29 protein-coding genes are annotated in these 26,852 nt (G+C 42.4%); 13 read left to right on the forward strand and 16 right to left on the reverse strand.

The genetic code is table 11. The annotated features are described in order from the left end of the window. Positions 1-45: 45 nt before the first annotated feature. The 7 genes from KDW99_RS08420 to KDW99_RS08450 form a co-directional block, all read right to left on the reverse strand. Positions 46-459: a DUF2946 domain-containing protein gene (locus KDW99_RS08420; RefSeq protein WP_255829269.1), complete on the reverse strand. Its 414-nt coding sequence runs from the start codon at positions 457-459 to the stop codon at positions 46-48. Between the two features lie 109 nt (positions 460-568). Next, positions 569-937 (reverse strand): DUF2750 domain-containing protein, encoded by a 369-nt coding sequence (locus KDW99_RS08425; RefSeq protein WP_255828854.1) that lies wholly within the window; start codon positions 935-937, stop codon positions 569-571. Between the two features lie 106 nt (positions 938-1,043). After that, on the reverse strand, positions 1,044-2,051 hold the full coding sequence (locus KDW99_RS08430; RefSeq protein WP_255828855.1) for an adenosine deaminase: 1,008 nt from the start codon (positions 2,049-2,051) through the stop codon (positions 1,044-1,046). A gap of 153 nt (positions 2,052-2,204) precedes the next feature. Further along, positions 2,205-3,272 carry a BMP family ABC transporter substrate-binding protein gene (locus KDW99_RS08435; RefSeq protein WP_255828856.1) on the reverse strand — a complete coding sequence of 356 codons (1,068 nt, stop codon included), beginning with the start codon at positions 3,270-3,272 and terminating at the stop codon, positions 2,205-2,207. Positions 3,273-3,334: 62 nt separating this feature from the next. Further along, positions 3,335-4,267, reverse strand: a complete 933-nt coding sequence (locus tag KDW99_RS08440) for an ABC transporter permease (protein ID WP_255828857.1) — start codon at positions 4,265-4,267, stop codon at positions 3,335-3,337. Positions 4,268-4,276: 9 nt separating this feature from the next. Continuing rightward, positions 4,277-5,344 carry an ABC transporter permease gene (locus tag KDW99_RS08445; protein ID WP_255828858.1) on the reverse strand — a complete coding sequence of 356 codons (1,068 nt, stop codon included), beginning with the start codon at positions 5,342-5,344 and terminating at the stop codon, positions 4,277-4,279. After that, entirely contained in the window at positions 5,341-6,903 is a 1,563-nt protein-coding gene (locus KDW99_RS08450; protein ID WP_255828859.1) for an ABC transporter ATP-binding protein, read from the reverse strand. Before KDW99_RS08450 ends, KDW99_RS08445 begins: the two co-directional genes overlap by 4 nt. Before the next feature lie 492 nt (positions 6,904-7,395). On the opposite strand from KDW99_RS08450, the gene KDW99_RS08455 reads away from it, so the two are divergent. The 3 genes from KDW99_RS08455 (at position 7,396) to rlmM (ending at position 10,357) form a co-directional block, all read left to right on the forward strand. Continuing rightward, positions 7,396-8,484, forward strand: a complete 1,089-nt coding sequence (locus tag KDW99_RS08455; RefSeq protein WP_255828860.1) for a GGDEF domain-containing protein — start codon at positions 7,396-7,398, stop codon at positions 8,482-8,484. 102 nt (positions 8,485-8,586) lie between these two features. Continuing rightward, positions 8,587-9,258: a TIGR01621 family pseudouridine synthase gene (locus KDW99_RS08460; RefSeq protein WP_255828861.1), complete on the forward strand. Its 672-nt coding sequence runs from the start codon at positions 8,587-8,589 to the stop codon at positions 9,256-9,258. Positions 9,259-9,304: 46 nt separating this feature from the next. After that, positions 9,305-10,357 carry a 23S rRNA (cytidine(2498)-2'-O)-methyltransferase RlmM gene (gene rlmM, locus KDW99_RS08465; RefSeq protein ID WP_255828862.1) on the forward strand — a complete coding sequence of 351 codons (1,053 nt, stop codon included), beginning with the start codon at positions 9,305-9,307 and terminating at the stop codon, positions 10,355-10,357. 95 nt (positions 10,358-10,452) lie between these two features. On the opposite strand, the gene KDW99_RS08470 is transcribed toward rlmM, so the two are convergent. Beyond that, on the reverse strand, positions 10,453-12,123 hold the full coding sequence (locus tag KDW99_RS08470; RefSeq protein ID WP_255828863.1) for a L,D-transpeptidase family protein: 1,671 nt from the start codon (positions 12,121-12,123) through the stop codon (positions 10,453-10,455). Beyond that, on the reverse strand, positions 12,120-12,407 hold the full coding sequence (locus KDW99_RS08475; protein WP_255828864.1) for a YkgJ family cysteine cluster protein: 288 nt from the start codon (positions 12,405-12,407) through the stop codon (positions 12,120-12,122). Before KDW99_RS08475 ends, KDW99_RS08470 begins: the two co-directional genes overlap by 4 nt. Positions 12,408-12,585: 178 nt before the next feature. On the opposite strand from KDW99_RS08475, the gene KDW99_RS08480 reads away from it, so the two are divergent. Both KDW99_RS08480 and KDW99_RS08485 read left to right on the forward strand, forming a co-directional pair. Next, positions 12,586-13,833 (forward strand): GGDEF domain-containing response regulator, encoded by a 1,248-nt coding sequence (locus tag KDW99_RS08480; RefSeq protein WP_255828865.1) that lies wholly within the window; start codon positions 12,586-12,588, stop codon positions 13,831-13,833. A 211-nt stretch (positions 13,834-14,044) separates the two neighbouring features. Continuing rightward, a complete protein-coding gene (locus KDW99_RS08485) occupies positions 14,045-14,698 on the forward strand; it encodes an SDR family oxidoreductase (RefSeq protein ID WP_255828866.1) in 654 nt (217 codons plus the stop codon). 120 nt (positions 14,699-14,818) lie between these two features. On the opposite strand, the gene csrA is transcribed toward KDW99_RS08485, so the two are convergent. Next, the gene (csrA, locus tag KDW99_RS08490; protein WP_255828867.1) at positions 14,819-15,031 is read right to left on the reverse strand and encodes a carbon storage regulator CsrA; all 213 of its coding nucleotides are present in this window, start codon (positions 15,029-15,031) and stop codon (positions 14,819-14,821) included. 132 nt (positions 15,032-15,163) lie between these two features. Continuing rightward, on the reverse strand, positions 15,164-15,814 hold the full coding sequence (locus KDW99_RS08495; protein ID WP_255828868.1) for a LexA family protein: 651 nt from the start codon (positions 15,812-15,814) through the stop codon (positions 15,164-15,166). Between the two features lie 84 nt (positions 15,815-15,898). Between KDW99_RS08495 and KDW99_RS08500 the strand changes: the two genes are divergently transcribed. Continuing rightward, on the forward strand, positions 15,899-16,114 hold the full coding sequence (locus KDW99_RS08500; RefSeq protein WP_255828869.1) for a helix-turn-helix domain-containing protein: 216 nt from the start codon (positions 15,899-15,901) through the stop codon (positions 16,112-16,114). A gap of 82 nt (positions 16,115-16,196) precedes the next feature. Further along, positions 16,197-16,649, forward strand: a complete 453-nt coding sequence (locus KDW99_RS08505; protein WP_255828870.1) for a S24 family peptidase — start codon at positions 16,197-16,199, stop codon at positions 16,647-16,649. Positions 16,650-16,760: 111 nt separating this feature from the next. On the opposite strand, the gene KDW99_RS08510 is transcribed toward KDW99_RS08505, so the two are convergent. Next, complete coding sequence (locus tag KDW99_RS08510) at positions 16,761-16,976, reverse strand: hypothetical protein (protein ID WP_255828871.1); 216 nt, start codon at positions 16,974-16,976, stop codon at positions 16,761-16,763. A gap of 466 nt (positions 16,977-17,442) precedes the next feature. Between KDW99_RS08510 and KDW99_RS08515 the strand changes: the two genes are divergently transcribed. Next, positions 17,443-17,997: a YaeQ family protein gene (locus tag KDW99_RS08515; protein WP_255828872.1), complete on the forward strand. Its 555-nt coding sequence runs from the start codon at positions 17,443-17,445 to the stop codon at positions 17,995-17,997. 37 nt (positions 17,998-18,034) lie between these two features. Here the strand turns inward: KDW99_RS08515 and KDW99_RS08520 are convergent, their stop codons facing one another. Then, positions 18,035-18,778 carry a dienelactone hydrolase family protein gene (locus KDW99_RS08520; RefSeq protein WP_255828873.1) on the reverse strand — a complete coding sequence of 248 codons (744 nt, stop codon included), beginning with the start codon at positions 18,776-18,778 and terminating at the stop codon, positions 18,035-18,037. A 140-nt stretch (positions 18,779-18,918) separates the two neighbouring features. Here KDW99_RS08520 and KDW99_RS08525 point away from each other — a divergent pair, with 140 nt between their 5' ends. From KDW99_RS08525 to KDW99_RS08545, 5 genes are all read left to right on the forward strand, one after another. Further along, entirely contained in the window at positions 18,919-20,076 is a 1,158-nt protein-coding gene (locus tag KDW99_RS08525; RefSeq protein ID WP_255828874.1) for a tRNA-queuosine alpha-mannosyltransferase domain-containing protein, read from the forward strand. 265 nt (positions 20,077-20,341) lie between these two features. Next, on the forward strand, positions 20,342-21,661 hold the full coding sequence (locus KDW99_RS08530; protein ID WP_255828875.1) for a YjiH family protein: 1,320 nt from the start codon (positions 20,342-20,344) through the stop codon (positions 21,659-21,661). 200 nt (positions 21,662-21,861) lie between these two features. Continuing rightward, positions 21,862-22,317 carry a carboxymuconolactone decarboxylase family protein gene (locus KDW99_RS08535; RefSeq protein ID WP_255828876.1) on the forward strand — a complete coding sequence of 152 codons (456 nt, stop codon included), beginning with the start codon at positions 21,862-21,864 and terminating at the stop codon, positions 22,315-22,317. Positions 22,318-22,356: 39 nt separating this feature from the next. Next, positions 22,357-23,130: a helix-turn-helix domain-containing protein gene (locus KDW99_RS08540; protein WP_255828877.1), complete on the forward strand. Its 774-nt coding sequence runs from the start codon at positions 22,357-22,359 to the stop codon at positions 23,128-23,130. Between the two features lie 49 nt (positions 23,131-23,179). Next, positions 23,180-23,914, forward strand: coding sequence for a hypothetical protein (locus KDW99_RS08545; protein ID WP_255828878.1), 735 nt, complete (start codon positions 23,180-23,182; stop codon positions 23,912-23,914). Positions 23,915-23,973: 59 nt separating this feature from the next. Here the strand turns inward: KDW99_RS08545 and KDW99_RS08550 are convergent, their stop codons facing one another. The 3 genes from KDW99_RS08550 to KDW99_RS08560 all read right to left on the reverse strand — a co-directional run bounded on the left by KDW99_RS08550 (position 23,974) and on the right by KDW99_RS08560 (position 26,799). Further along, a complete protein-coding gene (locus KDW99_RS08550) occupies positions 23,974-24,507 on the reverse strand; it encodes a glutathione peroxidase (RefSeq protein ID WP_255828879.1) in 534 nt (177 codons plus the stop codon). A gap of 110 nt (positions 24,508-24,617) precedes the next feature. Next, entirely contained in the window at positions 24,618-25,952 is a 1,335-nt protein-coding gene (locus KDW99_RS08555) for an alpha/beta fold hydrolase (RefSeq protein ID WP_255828880.1), read from the reverse strand. A 52-nt stretch (positions 25,953-26,004) separates the two neighbouring features. Next, complete coding sequence (locus KDW99_RS08560; protein ID WP_255828881.1) at positions 26,005-26,799, reverse strand: hypothetical protein; 795 nt, start codon at positions 26,797-26,799, stop codon at positions 26,005-26,007. Positions 26,800-26,852: the final 53 nt, after the last annotated feature.

Raw genomic sequence — 26,852 nt, forward strand, 5'->3', positions numbered from 1 at the left:
TCCGTGGAGAATCAGGGATGCCCGCGTCGTACTTATTTGTTCTATTTAAACGAGAGTGACGGGTGGTGCTCTGGGGAGAATGGAGGTGAAGGGCACATTGTATTTGTGCGAAATAGTCACCGTTACTATGTTCGGGTAACGGCTTTGAGTAAGGGGGATTAACTCAAAAGTTTTGGCATCGATCCAGTTTAAGTGGAAGAGCAGAGAGCAATAGCCACAAGCCTCTAAGAGATTGGCGCTTTCACCGTGACCGTGATGACCATGGTGGCTAATGTGTGCTGAGCTTGTCGGTGTGTTGCTTGCTTGCTCGGAAAACATTTTTGCATGGTCGTGCCCTGACATATCCATACTTTCCATCGACATTTGCATCGTGGTTGGTTGGGATGAAAGTGCATTGCTTACTTGCGAGAACAGCGGGCCAAAATAAATAAGAAAAACAGCAAACAAGCAAACGCACACAGCAAGTTGCGTGCGTTTATTTGGATTGCTCTTTAATAGACGACCATTTTGAGTAGGGGTCTTTATTTGAAAGTGCAAAGCGTGTTTAACTTAAGTCAAAGATTCTGGATTAGCTTTGTAAGTCAGCAGCATGTTCTTCAGCAGAAGAAACAATGCATTCGCCAGCAAGATTTGGTGCCACACCAACAGAGAAGCCATCACCTTGCATACCAGGAAGCCATTTCTCGGCCCAATCGGCAGCGTTAATTTCTAAACTGTTAAATCCTTGATAATCTTTCTCGCCCCAAGCGGTTGCTAGGGCTTGCGCTGGCCAAATTGGTAGTACTTTATCGCTACCAAGATCAATGATTAAACAGCCTTCTGAGTCAGCCAGCGTCCATACAGATGCGCCTTTCTTTACGAGGTTTAAAACGTGATCATAGCGTTCGCTGCTAGGTAAGCGGTAGAAGGTATCATCAAGAAGGATTGTGTTTGACATGGGAGCGGCTCAGTTAGGTAATATAAAAAATGGCATCTTACCACATTGACCAAAAAGAGTGACCAATTCAAACACTTATTGTCATCAATGTGGTTGATAAAATGCTTTATGCAAATAGGCTATTTAATTGCTTTAAATGCTGTTCTTTGTGATGTTCTTCCATCCAGCTGCCGATAATGCCATTTTTAGCGAGTTGAAATAATTCTTCTTTGCTAATGCCTGTGTCATTAATAAGTGACGCGTAGTTATCATTCATGTAACCGCCGAAATAGGCTGGATCATCTGAATTGACGGTAGCGTTTAGCCCAAGTTTCAACATGCTTCTGATAGGATGATCTTTCATGTCATTAACGACGCAAAGTTTTAAATTAGAAAGTGGGCAAACCGTCAGAGTTAAATTGCGCTCTATTATCGTATCAATAAGTTTGTCGTCTTCTAGTGCTCTGTTGCCATGATCAATTCGATCAACACCGATTTGCTCAATGGCTTGCCAAACGTATTCTGGCGGCCCTTCTTCGCCTGCATGGGCGGTTACTTTTAGGCCGAGGTTTTTGCAGGCTTCAAAAACGCGCAAGAATTTTTCTGGTGGGTGTCCTACTTCTGAGCTGTCTAGCCCAATTCCGTCAATCCATTTTAGATAGGGTTTTGCTGACTCAAGCGTTTCAAAGGCACTTTCTTCGCTCAGGTGTCGTAGGAAAGACATAATGAGCTGGGATGTCATGCCCCATTTTTTCTCTGCATCTTGAAGGGCGTTATAGATGCCTTTGATTTGCACTTCAAAACTTACGCCACGAGATAAGTGACCCTGAGGATCAAAAAAAATCTCTACATGGACGACATTCTCGCTGTGGACTTTTTCTAAGTACGCCATGGTAAGGTCGTAAAAGTCGGCTTCATGAAGCAGTACAGACATGCCTTGGTAATAAAGGTCTAGAAAATCTTGTAGATTGTTGAATTGATAGGCCGCTTTCAACGCGTCTACCGTACTGTATTTCAATTCAACCTGATTACGTTGGGCTATGGCAAACATCTGCTCTGGCTCAAAGGTGCCTTCAATATGTAGATGAAGTTCTGTTTTGGGCATTTTCTTTGATAGTTCGATTAGTGTTTCCATGGGGTTACCTTTCGTTGCTTTGCCTTTGATTCTTAAATATAGCGATAAAACCGAGGATGAAAAAGAATGGTTGGCTGTGTTTAAGAATAGTGATTAGAAAAAACGGCAGAATATACAGCCAGCGGCGCTGGCTGTATATAAGCATGGTAGGACTTAACGAGGAATTTCGTCGGTAATGCCTTCCACATACCAATTAACTTGAGCAAGTTCTTGATCTGTTAGTGAGTGGTTGGCTGGGACAGCGATATTGCCTTTGTTATCTTTAATAGGGCCTGTGAATGGTTTGAATTCGCCAGACTTAATAGAAGCTAGAGTGGCATCAATCTTTGTACGCACATCTTTAGGGAGGTTTGGGTTAATAGACGCTAGAGACAGCATATCTTCATGGAAGCCGCCCCAGAAGTCCTTAGAGTCCCATTTGCCATCCATTACGGCTTGAACTCGTTTGATATAGTAAGGTGCCCAGTCATCACGAACAGAGAAAATGTGCGCATTTGGCGCAAATTTACTTTGATCTGACGCCTGACCAATAGCGCGTAAACCGCGTTTTTCAGCCGCAATCAGCGGAGCCGGGCTGTCTGTATGCTGCAGCATAACATCAACACCTTGGTCCATTAGCGCGTTTGCTGCATCGGTTTCTTTACCTGGATCATACCAAGTATTCGCCCAAACAATTTTCATTTTCACATCTGGGTTAACGCTTTTTGCGCCCATGTAAGCAGCATTGATGTCTCGGATAACTTCTGGAATCGGGAATGAACCAATATAACCAATGGTATTGGTTTTGGTCATCATGCCTGCAGCGACGCCTGAGATATAACGACCTTCGTAGGTACGAAGTACATAAGTGCCTAAGTTTTTAGATAGTTTGTAGCCAGTAGCATGCTCAAACTTCACGTTAGGGAAGCGTTTTGCCACTTTTACTGTTGGGTTCATGAAACCAAAAGAAGTAGTAAAAATAAGGTCGTTACCGGCTTTGGCTAGTTGAGTGATCACTCGTTCAGCATCCGCGCCTTCAGGCACGTTTTCAACGTAAGTGGTTTTTACCTTATCACCAAAATATTCTTCTATGCCTTTACGACCTCTATCATGCTCATAACTCCAGCCTAAATCGCCCACTGGGCCAACATAGACAAAACCGACTTTGAGTGGCTCTTCAGCTTGGACAAAACTTGCTCCAGCTAAAAGCCCTAGACTTACTAATAAACTTTTCAGTTTCATTGTTTGCTCCTTTTGTGCCCGTGTAGGGGCGTTTTATGTAGTGTTTAAATTATTATTTAAGATCAGGCCATTTGTCTTGGATCAAAAGGTTTTCCTAATGACCTAGGGGCCAGTAATTTCTCTTTAAATTTATCTGCGCTTATAATCACCATGACCACGACGGTGGCGACATATGGCAACATGGCCAATAGGTTCGGCGAAATTGACCATCCCAAGCCTTGAAGTACCAAATGCATAATGCTTGCCAAGCCAAATAGATAGGCACCTAGCATAATTCGACCAACGCGCCACGAAGCGAAAACAACCAGGGCGAGTGCAATCCAGCCCCGTCCAGCCGTCATGTTTTCAACCCACATTGGGGTATAAACCAAGGACATGTAAGCGCCAGAAATACCTGCCATCACACCACCAAACATAACGGCTAGATAGCGGACTCTTAGCACTTTTATGCCAATGGCATTGGCTGCGTGTGGGTTTTCTCCAACCGCTTTAAGGGTTAGTCCAATTCGGGTTTTGTTCACCACAAACATGAGCACAAAGGTCATCGTAAAAGAGGCGTATACCAAGATGTCATGACTAAATAAAATTTTGCCCAGATAGGGAATGTCAGACAGTAATGGCACGGCAATAGGCTGGAATCCTTGAATTGTCTGACCAACCACGCCTGAGCCAATAAAGGCGCTCAACCCTGTGCCGAATATGGTTAAGGCAAGCCCTGTGGCTACTTGATTTGCACCAAGATGAAGAACAAGAACCGCAAAGATTAAGCTCATTACACAACCCATTAGCATAGCGGAAAGTACGCCTAAACCAGCGCTTCCAGTGCCGTAAGCCGCTAGGAAGCCAACTACAGCGCCCATTAGCATCATGCCTTCCTGGCCAAGGTTGAGTACGCCGGATTTTTCACAAATGACTTCGCCTAAGGCAATAAAAAGAAGAGGTGTGCCGGTTTTAACAGCGGCAAACAATATTTGTACGATTAGATCTGAGTCCAAAATAGGCTCCTAGTTTGTCGCTTGATTAGAAAAGGCGAGGCGATTGTTAATGAAAAAATCGCAAGCCAAAAGAAAGAACAATAAAACGCCTTGAAACATACTGACTACGGCAACGGGAATGCCCATTTCAATTTGGGCTAGGTCTCCGCCCATATAAAGCACTGCCATAAACATGGCGGCAATAATTGCTCCAAGTGGATGCAAACGCCCTAAATACGCCACAATGATGGCTGAATAGCCATAACCTGGAGACACATTGGGTACAAGCTGTCCTATTGGTCCTGTTGTTTCGCTGACGCCAGCTAAGCCTGCGAGTGCCCCCGCAAACAGCATGACAAACCAGCTGAGTTTTTTGCTACTGAAACCTGCATACCTTGCTGCTGGTTCATCGGCGCCAAAAACACGAACCTGAAAGCCAAGATGGGATTTACTTAGAATAAACCAAGCAATAAAAGCCGAGATAATCGCGAATACAATACCAAGATGGATTCGGCTGCTTTCAAATAGAGTTGGCAATAATGTGGAATCTGCAAACATTGCCGACTCTGGAAAACCAAAACCTTGAGGGTCACGCAAAGGTCCATGCACAGCCCAAATCAGCAGATATAGGGCGATATAGTTAAACATGATGGTGGTTAAAATGAGGTTCGAGTTAAATCGTAATTTTAAGAAGGTAGGAACGGCTGCCCAAATCATGCCAGACGCAATGCCGGCTAATAATGTGATAGGCAGGGCGAACGCTGATTCTGAATCAACAAAGTAAAGTGCTATTGCTGACCCACCTAGGGCGCCTGCTAGTAGTTGTCCTTCTGCACCAATATTCCACATATTGGCTCGGTAACACAAAGATAATCCAACAGCGCAGAGCAGTAGTGGCCCCATTTTGACAAACATTTCTCCAATGTTGTAGCTGTCTGCTAATGGTGCAATTAACAGTACATGCAATGCCTGTGACGGCGATTTGCCTATAGCAGAAAAGAGAATGCTGCCGAAAATTAACGTTAATGCAATGGCTAGCAATGGCGAGGCGACTTTCATGAGTGAGCTTGGCTCAGTACGGGCTTGGATACGGATCATGCTTTTGCCTCTTGTGCTTGTGCGTTAGAGGCTGACGCATTGTTTATAAAAGTGCCTGCCATCCATTGTCCTATTTGATCTATATTAGTTGTTCCAGTTTTAACAACTGGGGATAAATAGCCGTCGCAAACGGCCGCCATACGATCGGCTAATAAAAATAGCTCATCAATGTCTTCCGAGATAAGTAAAATAGCAGCGCCTTGGTCGCGAAGTTCCAGTAAAGCTTGGTGAATGGCAAGAGCTGCTCCAACGTCGACTCCCCAAGTAGGGTGAGCGCAGATAAGCACTTTAGGGTTCTGCCCAATTTCGCGCCCCATAATGAATTTTTGTAAATTACCGCCACTTAAGCTTTTCGCTTCGGAAAATTCACCGTGGCATTTCACTTTATATTTGGCGATCAGCTCGCTGGTGTAATCTTTTATGCTCTGCCAATCGACTAGGCCGTTTTTAATAAAGCCTTCACTGTGCGTTAAAAGGGTATTTTCAGTTAGGCTCATGTCCGGAACTGCGCCTCGACCTAAGCGTTCTTCGGGGACGTAGGCCATACCTAGTTTACGTCGCTCTCCAGCATGCAAATGACCAATATTTAAATTGTCGAGTGACAGGCTGTTTTTTACATTACGTTCATCTTCGCCGCTGATTATAGCCATCAATTCGTCTTGACCATTGCCAGCAACACCCGCAATGCCGAGTATTTCACCAGATTTCAATTCAAAATTAATATTCTTTAATGAAGTGCCAAAAGGCTGTTTAGCTGGAAGTGACAAATTCTGAACATGGAACATTTGCTGTGTGCCTTCTCTTTTTACATAGCCTGCATCTTGTTCAGCGAGGTCGCCAACCATCATTTTAGCAATGGAGGCCGGGGTTTCCTCATTAGGCACGCAAGTATCAACGACTTTTCCTCCGCGTAAAATCGTTGCTTTGTGACAAATTTCAGTCACTTCGTGAAGCTTGTGGCTGATAAATAAAATACTACAGCCTTCTTCAGATAGCGTACGCAATACATCAAATAATCCAGCGACTTCTTGTGGGGTTAAAACGGAAGTTGGCTCGTCTAAGATCAGTAATTTTACCGATTGTACTAGGCAGCGCATAATTTCGACTCGTTGTCTTTCGCCAATGGAAAGTGAGTGAACATATCGGCTTGGATTGACGTTTAATCCGTATTCTTCAGAAAGCTGAGTGATTTTTTCTGCTAAGTTATCTATTTTTTTTAATTGGGTTTTACTCAAACAAAGTTCAATATTTTGGCTAACTGTGAGTGTTTCAAATAAAGAAAAATGTTGAAAAACCATGCCGATACCTAAGTCTCGGGCAATAGATGGTGATTTTATACTGACTTCTTTACCATCCCAAATAATGTCACCTTTATCCGGAGCAACGACACCGTAAATGGTTTTTACTAAAGTGCTTTTTCCTGCACCGTTCTCTCCCAATAGCGCATGAATTTCCCCTGGCATCAGTGTAAGGCTGATGTTGTCGTTAGCGAGGCAGCCTGGATATTGTTTGGTGATATTGGCAAGCTCAAGGCGTGATACCAAATTATGTTTTTTCAATGTTCTGGCACCTTATTTTTATAGGTTGGGTTAACGAATAGCTGTTTTGTCATTTTTTTCTATAAAATTTGACACTCCTAGGAGCGTTTTTTTTGCACTGTTTTGGATTTGGTTGTGCTCTTTTTTTGTGCGCTTGTTCAGTGTGCTTTAGATATATTTGACCGATTAGTTAAAAAAATGATTATCTTCTAGATATACTAGATTTGTTTATCAATATTCATGCCAATGAAGTGATTTAATGTGGTGGGCAAGAGTACGTAAATTTAGAGTGATTGTCTTTATCTGAACGTAGTTTTTAAATAGCTGATGTTTTGTAAGCGGTATTTAGCGGGGAGAATTTCCTTGTTTGAATTTCTAGGAAATGAGGTTGATATTCTGTAGAATAATGCGTTTAGCCTCCGCATTCTAGAAGCCCTGTTTTTATGGGAAATATAGCGATTCAAGCTTGATTATTTTTAGTGCAGACAATAAGTGCAGGGTACTGTGTTTTCAATGATTAAAAAAACCATAAATAAGCTACTGAATATTGGCTTTGATGATGAGTTTGGAAATGATCTCAATCAGAAGCATGTAGTGAATTTTTCTTACATGATGTTCTGTGCAAGTTGTTTGTTGATGCTTGTGGTGTTCTCGTTTCGTCAGATGTCTTCGGTTGCTATTTTTTCATTGATAGGCCTGTTAATTGGTATTGTTGGTTTACGCTACAATTATATTGGGCACTTTTCTCGTGCTCAATTATTGATGCCTATTCTTAAAATTTCTCAAGTATCTATTCTTAGCTTATTTTACTTTGGTACTGAAAGTGGCTTTCATTGGTTTTTTGTCAATGTAATTGCTTATTCCTTTGTGGTTTTTAGGGCTGATCAGCGCTTTATCAAGTGCTGGGTAGTCGGTATTTCTATTGCTTTGTTCTTATTGTGTGAGCTTTTAAATACCAGAGGGATGTATTTAACGACGTTTGATCAAAGCGTGGTCATTATTTTTGTGTTTTTTGCGCTCTCGTTTAATTTTGCCATGGTCATTAATTTGGTGATGAGCCGATTGAAATCAGTTAATACGCATTTACGAACACTCGCTGAAAGAGATGAGCTAACAGGGCTGTCGAACCGCAGAAAAGTATTGGCTGATGCGGTTAATATTTTTGCCGATTCGGTTATTAATAGAGAGTCCTGCGTTTTTTCGATCGTAGACTTGGACCATTTTAAAAAGATTAATGACACATTTGGTCATGAGGCTGGAGATTTAGTGTTGTCTAAAGTCTCGACGACGATGGCGTCGGTTATACGCCCTCAGGATGAAATCGGTCGTTATGGTGGTGAAGAGTTTATAGTCATTATGCCCAATACTACTTTAAAAGAAGCGGAAGTTGTTATGGAGCACATGAGGCAGTCTGTTGAGGATTTGCTGATAGAAACAGAACACGGCATTGTTATTCCCGTTACTATTAGTATCGGTTTGGCTTCTATTGCGCCTACTGTTTCGCGATATGAGGAAATTTTAGCGCAAGCAGATAGAGGCTTGTATGCAGCGAAGCGTAATGGCCGAAATCGACTTTCTGTGCAATCTGACTATCAAACTTAAATATATTTACTTCTCCGTATTGACATATGAGTTGTCCACTTTCTCTGTGGATAAACTTGTTGGCTAATCCATTTTTTCTTTATTTTTTGTGATGAGGCTTGTTTGCTCCAGATATTATTTCGTTCAGTAGATTACTGGGTTGTTGAAAAGCCTGCTGGTATGAGTTTTCATGCCGAGTCTGAGGAGTTGGGAGTGATGCAGTCGCTCGCGGCTTCTTATCCTGGCCATACTTTTTATCCTGTTCATCGTTTGGATAAAATGACGTCGGGTTTATTGGTTGTTGCATGTAATGCAGTTGCAGCGGCTAAGTTTGGGGTTATTTTCGAAAACCATGAAATGGAAAAGCGTTACTTGGCATTGTCTTCTAAAAAACCGAAAAAGAAGCAAGGTACAATAGCGGGTGGAATGGCACCTAGTAGAAGAGGTCAGTGGAAACTTACCCAAGACAAAGAGAATTTAGCTGTTACGCAGTTTTTTTCTAATTATTTTCAAGGTTTTAGAGTGTTTTTTGTTAGGCCTTTAACAGGCAAAACACACCAAATTCGTGTCGCTTTGAAGAGTTTAGGGTCGCCTATTTTAGGAGATCTTAGGTACAGCGGAGAAGAGGCTGACAGAGGGTATTTGCATGCTTACTCTTTGCAGTTTAATTGGCAAGGTGAGATGAAGCAGTATCTCAGCTTTCCTACGTATGGGCAGCACTTTTCATCTGAGTTGTCTGAATTTGTGGCAACTCAATTTGATGAATCGATATTGAAATGGCCTGCTAAAAAGTAATTAATATAGCTCAGCAGACGATTGTTCTGGTTGAGAAGGAATTTGAATGAAAAATGTTTTGGTTTACTGTCGTCAGGGTTTCGAAAAAGATTGTGCGGCGGAATTGTCAGAAGTGGCGAGTAGTAAAGGTTTTTATGGTTACGCTAAGGTCGTTCCTGATGCAGGTTACATTGTGTATAACCTTGATCAATCGGATGCTGGTGAAACATTAATTCAGCAGTTGAATTTTAATCGCCTGATTTTTGCTCGTCAGATTATTGCTGTTAATGATGTTATTGAATTGGAGCAAGGCGGTCGAGTAGAGTCTTTGCTCGAGGCGGCTAGGGAATTGCCATTAGCAGAAGAAATTTGGATTGAAACGGCTGATACCAATGAGGCCAAAGCTCTGTCTGGCTTGATTAAAAAGCTGGAAAAGCCTTTGCGAGAGGGTTGGAAAAAATCTGGTGTATTGCGAAATAAGGCGGTAGGTGTTCGTCACCATGTATTTATGTTGGATGGCGAGGCAGCCTATTTGGGCGTGTCTTATGCTGCCTGCCGTAGCGAGTTTCCTATGGGCATTCGTCGTCTGCGTTTTCCGGCCGCTGGTCCGAGTCGATCAACACTTAAGCTTGAGGAGGCTTTTTTACAGTTTGTACCTGAGCGTACACTTGAAGCTGATTTGACTGAAGGAATGACGGCTGTTGATTTGGGGGCGGCGCCCGGCGGTTGGACTTATCAATTTGTTAAAAAAGGCATTCATGTTATCGCAATCGATAATGGGCCAATGCAAAAAGAACTGATGTCTACAGGTTTAGTTGAGCATGAGAAGGCGGATGGTTTTAAATACGAACCGCCTTATACCGTAGATTGGTTGGTGTGCGATATGGTTGAGCGTCCAATCAAAGTAGCGGAATTGATGGCTAAATGGCTAGCAAGTGGCTGGACAAGAAGGGCTATTTTTAATTTAAAGCTACCAATGAAAAAGCGCTATCAAGAAGTTGCTTTGTGTTTACAGTCGATTGAAGATTTATTGAGAAAAGCGGGTGTAAGTTATCAGTATCAAGTGAAGCATCTATATCATGACAGAGAAGAAGTGACTGTTTGTATCATGGTTAAATAACGAACGGGTCTATTCTTTATTGCTTAAAAAACCCGATAAACAAAGTTTATCGGGTTTTTTTATGTGCTGATTCTAAGGGGGAATTGTATTTTGGCTTAGATTGAATCTCTATAGCTAAAGGCTGAATATCCCATTGCTTCTTCCATAAGAGTGTCTCGATCGTAGATGTCGTTACGGAATTCCAGCATGCCATTTGCATTTGGCACCACCGTGAAGTAAACCAAATAAACAGGGATATAAGTTGGTAGGGTGATTACCGTATTGCTTCCTGTTTTAAGTGAGCGGTTCATATCATTAAATTGTTTGCTGCCTTTAGTTATTTCTCTTGCAAACTCCGCTGGGTTTTCTAGTCGTACACAGCCAGAGCTAAAGGCTCTGTCTTCCTCTCGAAATAGATGTTTTGACGGTGTGTCATGCAAATAAATTTCGTTTTTGTTTGGAAACATAAATTTGTACTGCCCAAGTGCGTTACCCTCATCAGGTTCTTGCTCGAAGCGATAGGCTAGCTTGTCTTCGCGGATTTCTTTCCAGTTGATTTTGGTAGAATCAAGCTCTTTTGCGCCAATGCTCCAGCTTGAGTAAAGCTTGTAGCCATGTTTAACCAAATAATTTGGATCTACCTGTAGTTTAGGGAGTAGGTTCTCTCTAGCGATGCGGTGCGGTACACGCCAAGTTGGATTGGTGACCATATATGTCATCAGGCCTTTGAATACCGGTGTTTTTCTATCTGGCTTGCCGATAACCGCTTTCATAGAGGTGAGCTCGCCATTTAAGTGCATATTGACCGTATAATTGGTGAGATCAACCCAGATGCGGTTTGCTTCCAGTTCGCTTGGTAGCCAGCGCCATCTTTCTAAGTTGTAAGCGATTTGTTTTGCGCGGGTTTTTAGTGGAACATTGAGCATTTCGATCGTTTTAGAGCCGGCAGCACCATCAGCGGTAATATGATGGCGTTGTTGAAAGCGCATTAGGGCATCTTTAAGGCGTATATCAAATTGCTCTTCATTTACTTTTCGAGTTGAAAAGCGAATGTCCCCGAGTTGAACTAATCTTGCTCTGAGTTGTGCTACTCGTGGGCCCTCATCGCCTGCGGATAGCGGAACGCCGGCGCTAACAAAAATGTCTTTTTCTTTTTCAGCTAAATCTTGGTAATACACTAGCCACTTTTGTAAAACTTGGTATTGAGGGCTTCGAGGAGCTAATAATGGTAATGAATTAACCATGTTTGTTGCCGAGTCAATATACAACAGGTCTTTCCAATTGTTGTTTGGGGCATCTAGCTGCCAATTAGGGTCAATTAACAATGGTTCGTAGCGGCCATTACTTAAGTCATGTGCGTAACTGGTTAAAGCGATCGTTGCTATAACATCCATTTCGGCAAGCTGTTGAGGTGTTGGCTGTTTTAGAGCTAGGTATTCTTTGATAATGTTTGCGTGGTAGTGAATCGGATTAAGTCCGTGAGTATAAGACTGTTCGAGTATGTCGACCAGTTTGTATATAGACATGTTTATTTTTTTGTCTTTTATCCATATAGGGTCATAGTCACGATTTTGGTAGGCTTCAAGAACGCTCTGATTGGGGAGAGCTTGTCCAGCAACTGGAGTAAAGGCGTTTAGAGTTAGTGACACCTGATCTTTTACACTACTTTCTATTTGTGATTCGCTTGGCGGTACGACAACAAACTGTTTGTTTGAGCCAGATGAAGAGCAAGCGCTGAGTATCAAGCTGACACAAAGTAGCGGGAGTAGTTTTTTCGCAGATGTCATTGATATTTCCTTTTTAATGAACGGGTATTTATTGGGCTTGTAGCAACTTCAAGATGGGATAATATATTGATGGCTTCTTCTCTATTATTGCCGCAAATATATTCTTCAGCCGTAAAATCTGCGCATACAATTGGTCTCGCAGGGTCGCCAAATATAGCGCAACGGTAGTCTTCTAGTAGTTGTATGCAAGGCTCCCCGGCCGCCTTTCCATTAGGCATGCCTGGGATGGGGGAGGTAATGGAAGGTGCTGTGCAACATGCACCACAACCTGACCGACATTGCATAATTGGTAGCCTTGCTTAAAATGATTGAATGTAATGTTAATGTTGTAAACTTTGCTGTTTATTTACAAACCAGCATTTTGATCGTCATTTTAGAGTATCGTAATCGTGGGTCATAGGGGATAATTGTAAATATAGTTAAAAAAGTACAGGTGTCACTTTTTAGGGTGGAGTTTTACTCATGGTACTAGAGAAAAGAATATTGGTGGTTGAGGATAGTCCTGTTGTATTGAGGATCCTTCATCATTTGCTTTCCCAAAATTCTATTTTCACACCAGTGTTGTGCGCTTCTTATGAAGAAGCGCAAGATGAACTGGCCAAGTCAGACGAGGCTTTTTTTGCTGCTATTGTGGACCTAGATTTACCTGAAGCAGAAAGTGGTGAAATTGTAGATCTAGTATTGTCGAAAAAAATTCCATGTGTGGTTTTGACTGCTAATTTTGATGATAAGTTGCGACTTAGTCTTTTAAACAAAGGTGTTTTAGATTACATCACAAAAGACAGTCGATATTCATTTGATAATGTCATCAAAGTGATTGAGCGACTAAATAAGAATCAAGGGCTCAAGGTTTTGGTGGCGGAGGATTCGTCAACAAGTCGTTTATTCATTAGGATTTTACTTGAGCAGTATTGCTTCAACGTTATAGAAGCAGTAAATGGTCAAGAGGCTTTGGCTAAGCTTGAAGAAGACTCTGAGATTAGGATGCTTATTGCTGATCATAATATGCCTTTGGTAAGCGGTTATGATTTGGTGAGAATGTTGAGGTGTAACTCTCGCTTTCAAGATCTGGTGATTATAGGGTTATCTGCTGAAGGGGATAATGCCTTATCTGCCAAGTTTATCAAGGCAGGCGCTAACGATTTTCTTAAAAAGCCTTTCTATCATGAAGAGTTTCACTGCCGTGTGGTGCATAGCCTTGAGGCGCAAGAAATGCTAGAGACCATTCGTGATTTGGCGAGCATTGATCCGCTTACTAAGCTTAAGAATAGGCGCTATTTGTTTGACCAAGGGGAGTTACTATTTCGAGACGGCTCTGTTGAAATTGTAGCGGCAGTATTGAATCTCGACGCCTTTAAAAGTATTAATGAGACATATGGTCATCTTGCTGGTGATAGTTTGTTGGGGGCGGTAGGGCAAGAAATTCAGGCTGCTTTTTCAGATATGTTGGTGTGTCGGTTTGGTGGTGATGAGTTTTGCATTATATCCACTGCAGGTAGTCAGAATTTAATTGATAGATTAAACGCATTTTTGGTTCTTTTTCGTCAGAAAGAGTTTACCGAGGCAAAAATATCCGTAACATTTAGTGTGGGAATAACTTGTCAGCGAACGGATCAATTTGAAGTGTCAATTCAAAGGGCTGGTCAGCTAGCCCAAAAAGCAAAGCTTGCAGGTAAAAACAGAATTCTTTCTGATATGGAAGGAAGCTAAAATCTGATCTGATAATGACACCTTTTTACATCTATCTAGTAATTCATTCCATTTTCCAAAGCATCAATCTCTAATATCCAGTAAATATGCAAGCTTGTCGTTTGGGGTTTTATCTTGGCGTCATACCCTTATAGTAATAGATAAGACTTTAAAAGGCCGTGGCGTTTTAATATTCGCGTCTCGTTCCTTGAAACGTAGAAGGAGGCAGGTTATGAGTAAAACTCTCGTTATAGGTGCAAGTGGTCAAATTGGTCAGTTGATAACGAAGACACTTGTTGAGTCAAAAGAAGTTGCTCGTGCTCTGGTGCGAGATAAAAGTAAGCTGGATGAATTTAAAGACAGTGAGCTGGAGATAGTCGAGGCTGATCTTGAAGAAGATTTTAGTCATGCATTTGATGGTATTGATAATGTGATTTTTGTGGCTGGTTCTGGTGGCTCAACAGGTGCGGATAAAACCTTGCTGATTGATTTGTGGGCTGCTAAAAAAGCCGTCGACTATGCACAAAAAAACAATGTTAAACAGTTTATTATGTTGAGCAGTATTGGTGCTGACGATCCAGATGCCATGGAGTCTGATATTAAGCCGTACCTAGTGGCTAAGCACATGGCGGATCAATATCTGATGGCGTCTGGTGTGCCATACACCATTGTTCGTCCCGGCCCATTAACGAATGATGCAGGTGAAGGGAAGATTACTACTCGACGACCAACCACCATAAAAGAAATGAAGATTCCACGAGCCGATGTTGCTAAATCAATTTTATATATTCTGAGTAGAGAAGATTTAAACGGTAAAATATTTGAGCTGTTTAATGGGTCATATGACATAGACACCATATTGTCTATAGAGTTTGATCTTAGTTGATATGTCTCGTCCTAAAATACGTTAATAGCCCAATGCTCTATTTAGAGCATTGGGCTTTTTTATTAGCCGCTGTTGTTCGAGTGATTTTAGGCCTAAATTCAGATAATAAGTGATACAGCACTAAGCTGGTTCAGTTTCACTGAGCTGCTCGCTTTTCGATTGCTGTAATTTTTCGGCTTGAATGCGTTTGTATATTTCTTCCCTGTGAACGCTTACTTTCTGTGGCGCTTTGATGCCAATGCGCACCTGCGTGCCTTGTATTCCTAATACCGTGACTTCCATATCATCACCGATATTAATCGTTTCACCTGGGTGTCGAGTTATGACTAGCATGATTCCTATCCTTTGGTTGTTGTCGACTATTTTAAATTACAGTTTTTATTGTCTGTCAGTCAACAGCCTAAGTTGTTTTTATTGTAAAGATAAACCTCTACGTTATTATGAAGAGGTTGGTTTGTACATAGTTTAGAACATTATTCGGGCTTGGGTCACAACCCCTACGACCTCTAGATCATTAGCCACTTCAATAGGCCTGTAGTTTGAATTTAGTGGTGTTAGGTAAGTGCGACCTGCGTCTACAACAAATTTTTTAAAGGTTACGTCTTTGCTGTCTGCTAATTTCGCAACGATCAAATCACCACTATTTGCCGTTAAGGCAGGTTCAACAAGAATAAAATACCCTTCTGGGACACTAATGCCAGACGATGACATCATGTTATCGCCAATCACTTTTAGCCAAAATGCCGTTGCAGATACCGTATCTGGTACTTCTAGGTGTTTTAGCTCTAAAGATTCTAACTCGCCTATGTTTGGCCATTGTGCAGCTTGTTGGGCTGTGATGATGGGTCTTAGGTTATTTTTAAAGGGCTGTGAGGCTTGATCATCATTGATGTAGTGAGAGGTGTTTTCTCTTACTTCATTTGTTGTGCCCAGTAACAGCCACTCTGCGTCGCAATCAAGCGCTTTGGCTAAATTGAGTAGCTTTCGCGGGTTTTGTGTTCTGCCATCTTCGATTTTTTGCAAAGACTGCTGTGAAATGCCAACGCGCTTGGCTAGCTCTGATTGAGTTAGTCTAAGGTCGGTTCGTTTTTGTTTAACGCGTTCTGAGATGCTCATAAGGTGAATAATTACAACTTTATCTGTATTTGACAAACAATAAAAGCTGTTATCAAATACAGTAAAGGTTGTTAAGGAGGTTATATGTCAGCCATTGCAAAAGCAGTCGAAATTGTAGGAAGCCAAACTGCACTCGCGCACATCTTAGGAGTTAAGCAAGCTCACGTTTGGAACTGGTTACACATTCATAAACGTTCGCCAGCAAAATACATACGGCGAATTTCTTTGGCGACAAATGGACAAGTTAGTGAAAGTGAATTGCTTAAGGACCATGAACCTGACGTTTGTCGTGGTAGTTAATTTCTCATCTTTACAAAAATAGGCTAGTTTATTCGCATGCTTTAAAACATACTGTACGAATATACAGTTTGGATGTTTGTTTATGCGCGTTTCTTATCTTGGTACCTCCGAGTCTGCTGCTTTCATTGCGGCGAATAGTGTTCGAATTCCCCTTTATTCTGAATCTATGGCAATTTCTGATCTTAATGGACAGTCAGAAGAGAAGCCTGTGGATTTAAATACCTTGTGTATTCCTAACCCAGGGGCGACTTTTTTTGTGCGTGCTCAAGGTGAGTCTATGGTCAAGGAAGGCATTCATGCCGGTGATGTGCTGGTGGTGAACCGATCCTTGGCTGCGCGACATGGTGATATTGTGATTGCGTTTGAGCGTGGGAAAATGGCCGTAATGACGTTGCAATTGAAGCCCGATGTCTTGCTTCGCCCTAAGAATAAAGCGTATGCGGCGACCGTCACGCCCGTTGTAGAAAGTGAAGCGCCAAGCTTGGAAGTGTTTGGTGTTGTCACCAGTGTTGTGCGTCAACTAGAGCGCGGTTGATTTTTAATTTAATAAAAATACGCCTTTCACTATTTGATAATGAAAGGCGTGTTTGGCCATCCGGCCTAGTGGTTTACCGTCACCTCAGAGCCCTCTGAGGTGACAATCTGGTCACCCGTCACTCGGTTGTTCTCCCGGTGGTATTTGGGCTTTCTCGTTGCTTTGACTTTCTAGGTCTTGCTTGCCAGCCAAAGGGCGGATTTGTCCGTTGTCGCGGTAGAAACCAATGTCTTTTAAGTAATGGTCATCAAGCTGACGAAACAGCTGATTGGTGCGACGAGCTTCGAAGTATTCTTTAGCGGCGTTGAATAGGGCGATGATACTCATAAGTTTTCTCCAAAATATACATTTAATAGTGTGTTTTGGCGGAACTTACGGGGTGATTTCTTACAGAGGTGACCGCGTAAATTCCGCGGTCAATGGTGTATTACACAGGCATTGAACGCGTGGACAAAGTTTTAATTACTCGATTATTACAGCGAGTCGCCATGGAAGAAGTAGAATGATTTAGCGTATAAATTGTCATTTTGCTTCTCCTTAACTTTGGGTTTTATTGATTGCGTTATGCATTGTGTAATATTTGCTCGTTTGAGCTCCTCAATTGAGCCTTTTTTCGTGACTTATGTCAATCACTTATATTGAAATAACTTTTCTTTTTTTAATTGGCATAAATACTTTTTGAATGTCAAAAAAACAGTCTGAATGTAGCGATATTGTGTGTGTGTTTTGCTGTACAATTCCTCGCGATTTTCCTGTGCTCTTTTTATAGTTAACAAATGTAGTAAGTGACCTCATGGCAACGAAAGCAACAATTTATAAAGCATCGGTTCAAGTGTCCGATATGGATCGAAACCACTACCAAAGTTATGAATTGACCTTGGCATTACACCCTTCTGAAACCGAAGAGCGCATGATGGTGCGTTTGGCGGCGTTTGCCTTGTTGGCTGATGAGAAAGAAGGTGGAGAGCAATTGAGTTTCAGTAAAGGTATTAGCACTGAAGACGAGCCAGATCTTTGGCAGAAAAATTACTCAGACGAAATTTTGCTTTGGATCGAGTTAGGTCAGCCAGACGAGAAGCGTTTGCGCAAAGCCTGTGGTCGCGCTCAAAACGTCGTTGTAGTGAATTACAACGATAAGTCTGATATTTGGTGGGAACAAAACAAAGGCAAGAACAGCCGTTTTGATAACATGCGAGTATTGCGTTTCCCAGAAGCTCAAGTTGAAGCATTAGCGAAGATCTGTACTCGCTCTATGCAATTGAATGTCACCATTCAAGACAGCGAAATGTGGATTTCTGGTGAGCTAGGCGAATGCCAGATGACACCTATGTGGCGAGGCGAGCAATAAGCTCACCTTCGACCACAACAATGTGCAGTTTACAGTGTTAAGCCTTGTGCAAAGTACGTTGGAACAGCGCAACGGCTTTGTTGTAACACTCTAAGGCTAGGGCCGGATCGTAACGATCGCCTTCGTCGCGCATGAAAGCATGCTGGCCGTTGAATTCATGCCAAGTGAATAAGCGGTCAGTATCGATCAATTGCTGGTAAATCTTCTGGCGTCCTTCCGTAGAAACATGCGGGTCTTGTTTTCCCCACACCATAGTGATTTCGCCTTGGATTTCTTTTGTGCGAGTGAAAGAGTCATTGCCTTCATCGCAAGGAATGGTATTCGAATGAATGTCTGTTGCGTACAAGCAAAAAGCCGCTTGGATGCGAGGGTTTAACGCCGCACGATACGCCAAATGCCCACCCAAACAAACGCCCATGGTGCCAAATTGCCCCGTGCAATAATCTTGCTGTTCGAAATATTCCAGCATAGCCACGGTGTCGCTGTCATGGGCTTCTAGGGTTTTGGTGAATTTGTCCGCGTTGCCTTTGTCCTTGCCTTCATCGTCATAGCCCAACACTGTGCCGATTGGGTTAAGTTCATGAAACACTTCTGGCACAATCACCACAAAACCATGGCCAGCCATAATGGCAGCAGAGCGGGCAATTGGTGCGGTTTGTTGGAAAATCTCAGAGTAGAAAAAGATACAAGGAAAGCGACCTTCTGCTTGAGGGCGATAAACCGTACAGCGCATGGTGCCTGTTGGCGTGTTAATATCTTGATCGTGACGTTGAATGATCATGGTTTTCCTTAAAGCAATTCGTAATTTTCCTACATGATATTCGACCCAACCGAGATGAGCCAGCCGCAAAGCTTCCAAATAGACATAAAAGCTCTTAAATAGATAAAAAACCAAATTTAACCAACGAGTAGAAAGAAATCGTGCGAATTTTATTGATCAGTGCTTACGAAGCCAGCAGCCATAAGGCCTGGGCAAATACCTTGATGAGTGGCTTAGGTCAGCATGAATGGAGTTACTTGTCTTTGCCTGCTCGACATTTTGCGTGGCGGATTCGCGGTAACGCCATGAGTTTTGCGTTTGATCCGCAATTTAAACCTCAGATAGAGCAAGAGTACGATTTGGTCATTGCGACGTCGATGACAGACTGTGTCGGTTTAAAAGCCTTTTGCACAAACTTACAGAACATTCCTTGGGTGCTGTATTTTCATGAAAATCAATTTGCTTACCCGGCCAGTGATAAACAGCAAGGTTTGGTGGAAATGCAGATGGTCACCTTGTACAGCGCCTTGGCTGCTGACCTGTGCGTGTTTAATAGCGCATTCAATAAAGACTCTTTCTTTGGTGGGGCGCGGGCTTTACTAAAGAAACTGCCTGATTATGTCTCGCCAGATTGGTTAAATGATATAGAAGCCAAAGCTCAAGTGCTTGCTGTGCCTTTGGATATGCCTACTTCTAAAGATGAGTTAGCAAAAAATGTTTTAATGCCTGACGAGCAGGGCGTGAATAGCAAAGCATCAGAGCGAATTAAATTGGTTTGGTCGGCGCGTTGGGAATTTGACAAAGGGCCTGATCGATTGCTGGCTATGTTAGAAGAATTAGAGCGCCGCAAGCTAGACTATGAAATTGCCATTCTTGGCGAACAGTTTCGTTCTATTCCAAAAGAATTTGATCAGATTCAAGCCAAGTTTACTCATCGAATCACACAGTTTGGCTTCGCGCCAAGTCGGGCGGATTATCTCGCTTTCCTTGCTTCGTCAGACATAGTTCTGTCGACGGCGTTACATGAATTCCAAGGTCTTGCTGTGCTGGAAGCGGTCGCGCTTGGTTGTGTGCCTGTGCTGCCAGACCGACAGGTTTATCCAGAGCTGTTTGGCAATCACCTGAACGAAAAGCTGTATCTTTATCAAAGCGATTTGAAGGATATTCAGAGCGAAGCCGAGCGAGCAGTGGACTTGATTCTGCGTGTTGTTAGGGATGATGTGAAAGCGCCAGATGTTAGCCATTACCAAGCCGAAAACTTACTAAAAAAATATGATGAGCTTATTGATCAGCACGGATGTCAAATTGATTATGTATAGACAACTTGGCTAATCTGTATTTTATCAAGCACTTATTGTTTCTGTTTTTCTCTACATTATTTATGAATCAAAATGGCGCGTAATGCTTTATATTGCGCCTATTTTGTGCGATATTCCTATGGTTGATGCCTTAAAAATAAAAACAAATTCACTTTAATCGTAAGAAAGAAGAGCAAATTCACGTCATTTTAATATGTATATACATGTTGGTATGTATGTTGCTTTTTAGCTTATGATTAATAACCTTCTCATAGGAAGTCTTCATATGAATGCTACAGATCCAAAGTCAGGAGCGGTGTCTCCACTGTCTCTTCTTAAACTCATTGCCTATAGCTGCATTGGCCTTTTTGTCTTTTTCATTCCGATCAATATCGGTGGGAAAGAAACCATCCCGCTTGATCATATTGTGTCTTGGCTCCGTAATGATTACGGTCAAATGGCCGAGGTTTACGCTATTTTGGTTGTGTTGGCCGGTGGTGCTTATCCTTTTATCTCGGGTAACTGGAAAGCCAGTAAAACGCAAACGGTGTTGTCTATTTTTAAAGTCTTGGGCGTCGTCACTGCGATAATGGCGTTTTTCTCCGTCGGGCCTGCTTTCTTGTTCGAAAAAGACATGCTGCCGTTCTTATTTAGCAAGTTGGTGGTGCCGGTTGGTTTGATTGTACCTATTGGTGCAGTGTTTCTAGCGTTTCTGATTGGTTACGGTTTGCTTGAATTTGCCGGTGTGCTTTTACAGCCGATTATGAAGCCTCTGTTTAAGACGCCAGGTAAGTCAGCGATTGATGCGGTTGCGTCCTTTGTTGGTAGTTATTCTATTGGTCTGTTGATTACCAACCGCGTTTATAAATCTGGTCAATATTCCGCGAAAGAAGCGGCGATTATTGCGACTGGTTTTTCTACCGTCTCGGCAACCTTTATGGTGATTGTGGCGAAAACACTGGGCTTGATGGATGTTTGGAACGTCTTTTTCTGGGCCACTTTATTGATCACTTTTGTGGTGACAGCAATCACAGTACGCATTTTTCCGCTTAGCAAAATGGACGACACGGCAGAAAGTCGTGAAGTCGAAAAGTTCGAGCATTCGCGCTTCAAACAAGCGGCATTGGAAGGGTTGGATGTGGCGAAAAACGCCGCGCCTATCGGTCGTAATATCCTACAAAACATCAAAGAAGGCATGTTAATGGCAATGAGCATTTTGCCTTCTATTATGTCGGTTGGTTTGTGTGGCTTGTTATTGGCGAAATACACGCCAGTGTTTGAGTGGATTGGTTACCTGTTTTACCCATTCGCATGGATCGCCCAGTTGCCAGATCCAATGATGGTGGCGACAGCGTCGGCTACTGGTTTGGCTGAAATGTTCTTACCGGCGCTAATCGCAGCGAAAAGCGTGTTTGTTGTGAAGTTTGTCGTTGGTGTAGTGTCTATCTCATCCATACTTTTCTTCTCTGCATCGATTCCTTGTATCTTGTCGACCGAGATCCCATTGAATATTAAACAAATGTTGATTGTTTGGTATCAGCGTGTTGCTTTAACGATTCTCATTGCTTCACCTGTAGCATTTTGGGCTGAGCAGTTTGTTCAGTAGTCAGTAAACTGTTGCTCTACTATCGTTAAATTATTGGTAATAGAGAGTTATAGAAAAATAAAGCAAAACACACCGAATTGACCTTTTTACATTAATTTGGTGTGTTTTATATTTCCCTTCAAAATGTCGAATTTCTTCAATTAATGCTGATCAGCTACCGCTAGGATTGGGCTTCAAATTTATTCTTTGGAGATCTCAATATGTTAAAACGTATCAACTATTATGCTGCTGCTCCACAAGTGTTCGAGCTGTTGTTCAAGCAAGAAGAAATTTTAGGCAAACAATTTGCGGATATACCAAGCTTAGGTAAAACTATATTGGAATTAGTGAAGCTTCGTGTCTCACAAATAAACCAATGTGCGTTTTGTTTGGATATGCATAGCACGCAAGCATTTGAAATGGGTGAGACGTACGAGCGAATGATAGCCTTGAATGCATGGCAAGATTCACCGCTATTTTCTGAGCAAGAACGTCAGGCTTTGGCTTGGGTGGAGCATCTTATCGCAGGTCATTCTGTTGGGGACGGTCATTATGAAGAAATGCAGGCAAATTTTGGTGAATCTGGATTAACTCATTTAACCGCTGCAATAAACGCTATTTCTAGTTGGAACAGAATGGTAAAAGTATATAAACCTGAAGTTGGTAGCTTTCGCTGAACAAGCGGTTTGCTTACACCAGTAAATGAGAGGACTAACATGTTGTCGCCCTTGTTGTTTGATATTCACTTTCCACAAGGGCGACTTTCTTTGTGGTTGCAGGCTATTTGGTCGGCACAAATCCCAATGGATCAACAGGGTGTTACGCGTCGCTTGGTTGCTGATGCAGGTAGTGGAATATTGTTCAATCTTGGAGAGCCGATACGGGTTGATCAAGAAGTTTGGAATGAAACAGTGATATTTCAATCAACCAATCGGCAGGCGCATATTATTCATTTACCCACTGGTGCTAATTTAGTTGGTGTGCGTTTTCAGCCCGGAATGGGTGGCTTGTTGCAGACGGAGTTAGCTGCGCTGGAAGGCAATATTGGCTCATGGCAATCGTCTGAATTTATCCAATCTTTATTGGTTCAGTTAAAAAGTATTTTAAGTGTAGAAGAACGTATTAATTTATTGGATAAGGCTTTCGATCACGTTACTTCAGGATCGACATATGATCATGACCCAGTAGTGAAAGCCATAGAATTGCTTCAACAATCTTCCCGAGTTGATTTGTTAGATAGCCTTCCTCTTAGTCAGCGGCAAATAGAGCGTCAGTTTCAAACTCGTTTGAGTATGTCTCCAAAATACTTCCAACGCTTGAGAAGAGTTCGAGCGGTTTTGTTGGCTCTAAAAATGGAAGAAAATCATGTCAAACTGGCTGAACTCGCTGTCGAATACGGTTTTTCTGATCAAGCCCACATGACACGTGAATGTCAGTTAATCGCCGGTATTACGCCAAAGCGTTTTATGAAAAGCAGGTTCTTACGCTAACGGGCTTATTTTTGATGGTGCCTATAGTCAAGTTTGCTATGATTCCAGCATGAAATCAAAACTGCAATTTACCGCTATTTATCTGCCTGTCTTCCTTGTGTTATGGCTGGGGCTTTTCCTCGATAGCAAAGCATTGGCAGAGCACATTCCGTTTAATCAATGGATCACTAATTTCTTGGTATTGATCTGTTTTGCCTGGGTTTATTCTCGTGTTACGGCAAGAATCAAAAAGCTGATGTTGTATGGCATTGCGTTGGCTTTGCTGGGGGAGGTGGTGTTTTCCCTTCTTTTGGGAATGTATGAATATCGGCTTGAGAATGTCCCTATTTATGTGCCTCTTGGTCACAGTCTTATTTATGCCGCTGTGTTTTATATCCAAAAAGAAAAAATTATCCAGCGTAATAAGGCACGTATTATTTCGATCTTGTACTGGGCAATGATTACCTATTCAAGCCTTTGGCTGCTGTTCGACCAGGATGTATTTGGCTTCCTTTGTATGTTGGTGATTGTGCTGCTGTTAAGAAAGAAAACGGGCAATGAGCTGTTTTTTCTTATCATGTTTTTCATGGTGGTGTATTTGGAATTACTGGGAACTTATTACCAGTGCTGGTTTTGGCCCGACACCTGGTTCGGTAAGGTGCCTTTCATTGCGAGTAGTAATCCGCCGAGTGGCATTAGCGTGTTTTATTTTGGTTTCGATATTGGCTGTTTATGGATATATAAAAAACTGAATAGACAAAAATGGAACCGCATGAAGATACTTAGACAAATCCGGTCTTCATAGCAAAAAAAAGAGTCACGTTATTGGCGTGACTCTTTTTTGTCTAAACTTTGCTTTAACGCTTATAGATCGGCTTCAATCGATGCAACAAGTGCGTCGTCTTTTGGCGTTACATCGGGAGAGAAACGCCCAACCTTGCCATCTTTGGTGATCAAAAACTTCTCAAAGTTCCAAACTACTTCTGGTGCATTTGTCGCTTCGATTTTATGACCTGCCAACATGTTAACCATAGCATCGCGATTTGGTGTAACCGGTGCCGCTGTAATCAAGCCTTTGTATAAAGGATGTTTGTCTTCGCCAGTGACAGTAATTTTGCTGAACATTGGGAAGGTTACATCGTAGGTAAGGCTGCAAAACTGTTGAATTTCTTCATTGCTACCTGGTTCTTGACCTGCAAAATCGTTTGCAGGGAAGCCTAGGATTTCTAAACCTTGCTCGTGGTATTTTTTGTACAAGGCTTCAAGGCCTTCGTACTGTGGCGTTAGCCCACATTTAGACGCAACGTTAACCACCAAAACGGTTTTGCCTTGGTAAGTCGATAGATCAACACTTTTGCCTTGGATGTCATTAACTGTCAAATCTAATACGTGACTCATGTAACCCCCTTATAGATGATAAAAATCAATTCGAAAAATCCGTTTAAGCATAGCGTTTAATGCTTGGTTGAAATGCGAAGCAATTGCATAAATTAATGTTATGCGTGTTGTTAGCTTTTTAAAGGGCCGCCTTGGTCTAATAGTAATTCACGTAATTTGCAGAACACTTCTGGCGATTGACGAACTCCGTCGTGTTCGTAGCTATTGGTGATCCAAACTTGAGAGTGTCCGACTTGGCTCGCCGTTTTTAGCGACAATTCACGGGGCACGTACATGTCGTTGTGATACACAGCGGCGACAACGGGCACCTTGTTCTTGGCAAGTTTTTCGAGATCATAAAGTGGCGCGTAGTCTTGGTATTCCGCTAGGGCGTTTGCTGCATCCGCAAAAGGGCGCAGTGAGGCAATTTGATCAAACATCCACGGATAGATCATTTCGCCAGTAAGCATCAAAGGCGAGTGTGATTCGTCAAATTCACTAAATTGCCCACGCAGTTGTTGGGCTGACCAGTTGGTTTTTTCATTGGGTTGACCATAGATACTTTCATGAATCGCCGCAAATAGCGGGCCTTCATAGTAGCTGGTGATGTTCATTACCTGTTCTAAAAATACATCGCTGAGTCGCGTTTTGTCACTGCCAGCAAAGGCTTCGTCCACCAACCAGTGTACTTGATCAATTCCAGGACCCATGCCCAAGAGAATGCCGATACTCTGAAAGCGTTCTAATGTGAGCTGGTCGCCATCGGGTAACAGTACCGTTTCGTTAGTAAGGCATTGAGCGATTTTTGCCATGGTATTGGCGTCTTCTGGGTAACGCGCATAATAGTCTTGGTTTTTCTCGATCACGCGCTGATAAGTTAGCTGATAAACCTCTTTTGCTGATTCTTCAAGCCCAGCCAATCCACCCGTTACATAACATGCCGCTAGCCCTTCCGGCGCTTGGGATAAATAAGCCAGCGTAATAAAGCCACCGTAGCTTTGTCCCAAGGTTTCAAACAAACGGCCGCCATAAACGGTTTTTCTTAAATGTTCGCAGTCGGCAACAATGCTGTCAGCACGGAATTTAAGTAGATAATCACGACCTTCCTCAGCAGATAACTTGCTAATCAAGTTGCTATCAATTCGGCTGCTGCGGCCAGTGCCACGTTGATCTATCAGAATAACCCGATGGGTTTTCAACGCTTCCGCCATCCAAGATGGGGAACCAGGCATTGGGCGAGGGGATTTGCCGCCAGGTCCGCCTTGTAAAAATAGCAATAAAGGAAGCTCTTCATCGGCGCGGTTTATGTCCACCACTTCGCGAGCAAACAGCGTAATCGTTGGGGTATTTCCAGTAGTATGATTAACGGAGTCCTGATCACAGGAAGTCCAGTCCAGAGGGACGTCTAACTCGTATTCGGTAATCTGCATGCCTTTCATCTGGTACTGTTTCTGTACTGCGTTCATTCTTACCTCGTTGTTATGTATAACGATTTGACGGTTTGTATTGTTGGATACTTTATACTTGATAAATGCGGGTGATGAAATGTTCAGCGACTTTTTTGGGCAGGTCGCTGTCGGCTAACAAAGTTGAAAGCCCTAGGTTGATTGAATGAATTTGATCTGGGCTTAAATCGTCTTCAATCTGGAATTCTGTGGTAATACAATCTTTACCGTCATGGTTTTTTTCGATGTGACGTGAAATCTTGTAATGTTTGATACGTTGAGCAAGAAAATAATTACTCACAAGCGTGAAATATTCTTCGGTTTCTTCTGGCGTAATATCGTGCTTAATAAGAAACTCTTGCAATGCGTTTTCTTGAGGGACGTTGGATTTTAAATACGTCTCCATTAATTTGGCGTCTTTCGCAAATGCCCCCATGCCTTTATAAAGATTGCTTAGCGTGACAATTACGCTCATGGATGCCGGAGTGGATGCTAGGTAATCTTCTAGCACCTGAACCGCCATTTTGGGAAAGCCTAGGCTGTTAAGGTGGGAGGCGTAGTTAGTATAAATAGTGGCATTGTCTAAATAGTTCAGTGTTTCAAAAAACGCTTTGCTCAATTCTTTCTGGTTACCCAGAGCGACTTGCAAATACATCATTGCCACGTAACTGTAGCCTTTAGACAGCTCGCTTAGATGACTGATTTTTACTCGAATGTCTCGTTCAATACTGGCTTTTTCGAACTCAGTTACTGCACTAAATGGCCCCATTTGATAATAAAATTGCTCACATTGAGTCATTACATCATTCATGAGGTCGTTTATTGAAAGCTCAGGCTGCGTCATCGTTTGTCCTACGTTCTCTATCATTTGGCCAATTCACCATGACTTGATCCTAGCAAATATGATCGAAGCACGACTAT

It is taken from the genome of Marinomonas rhizomae, assembly GCF_024397855.1.
In the GTDB taxonomy this organism is placed as follows: domain Bacteria; phylum Pseudomonadota; class Gammaproteobacteria; order Pseudomonadales; family Marinomonadaceae; genus Marinomonas; species Marinomonas rhizomae_A.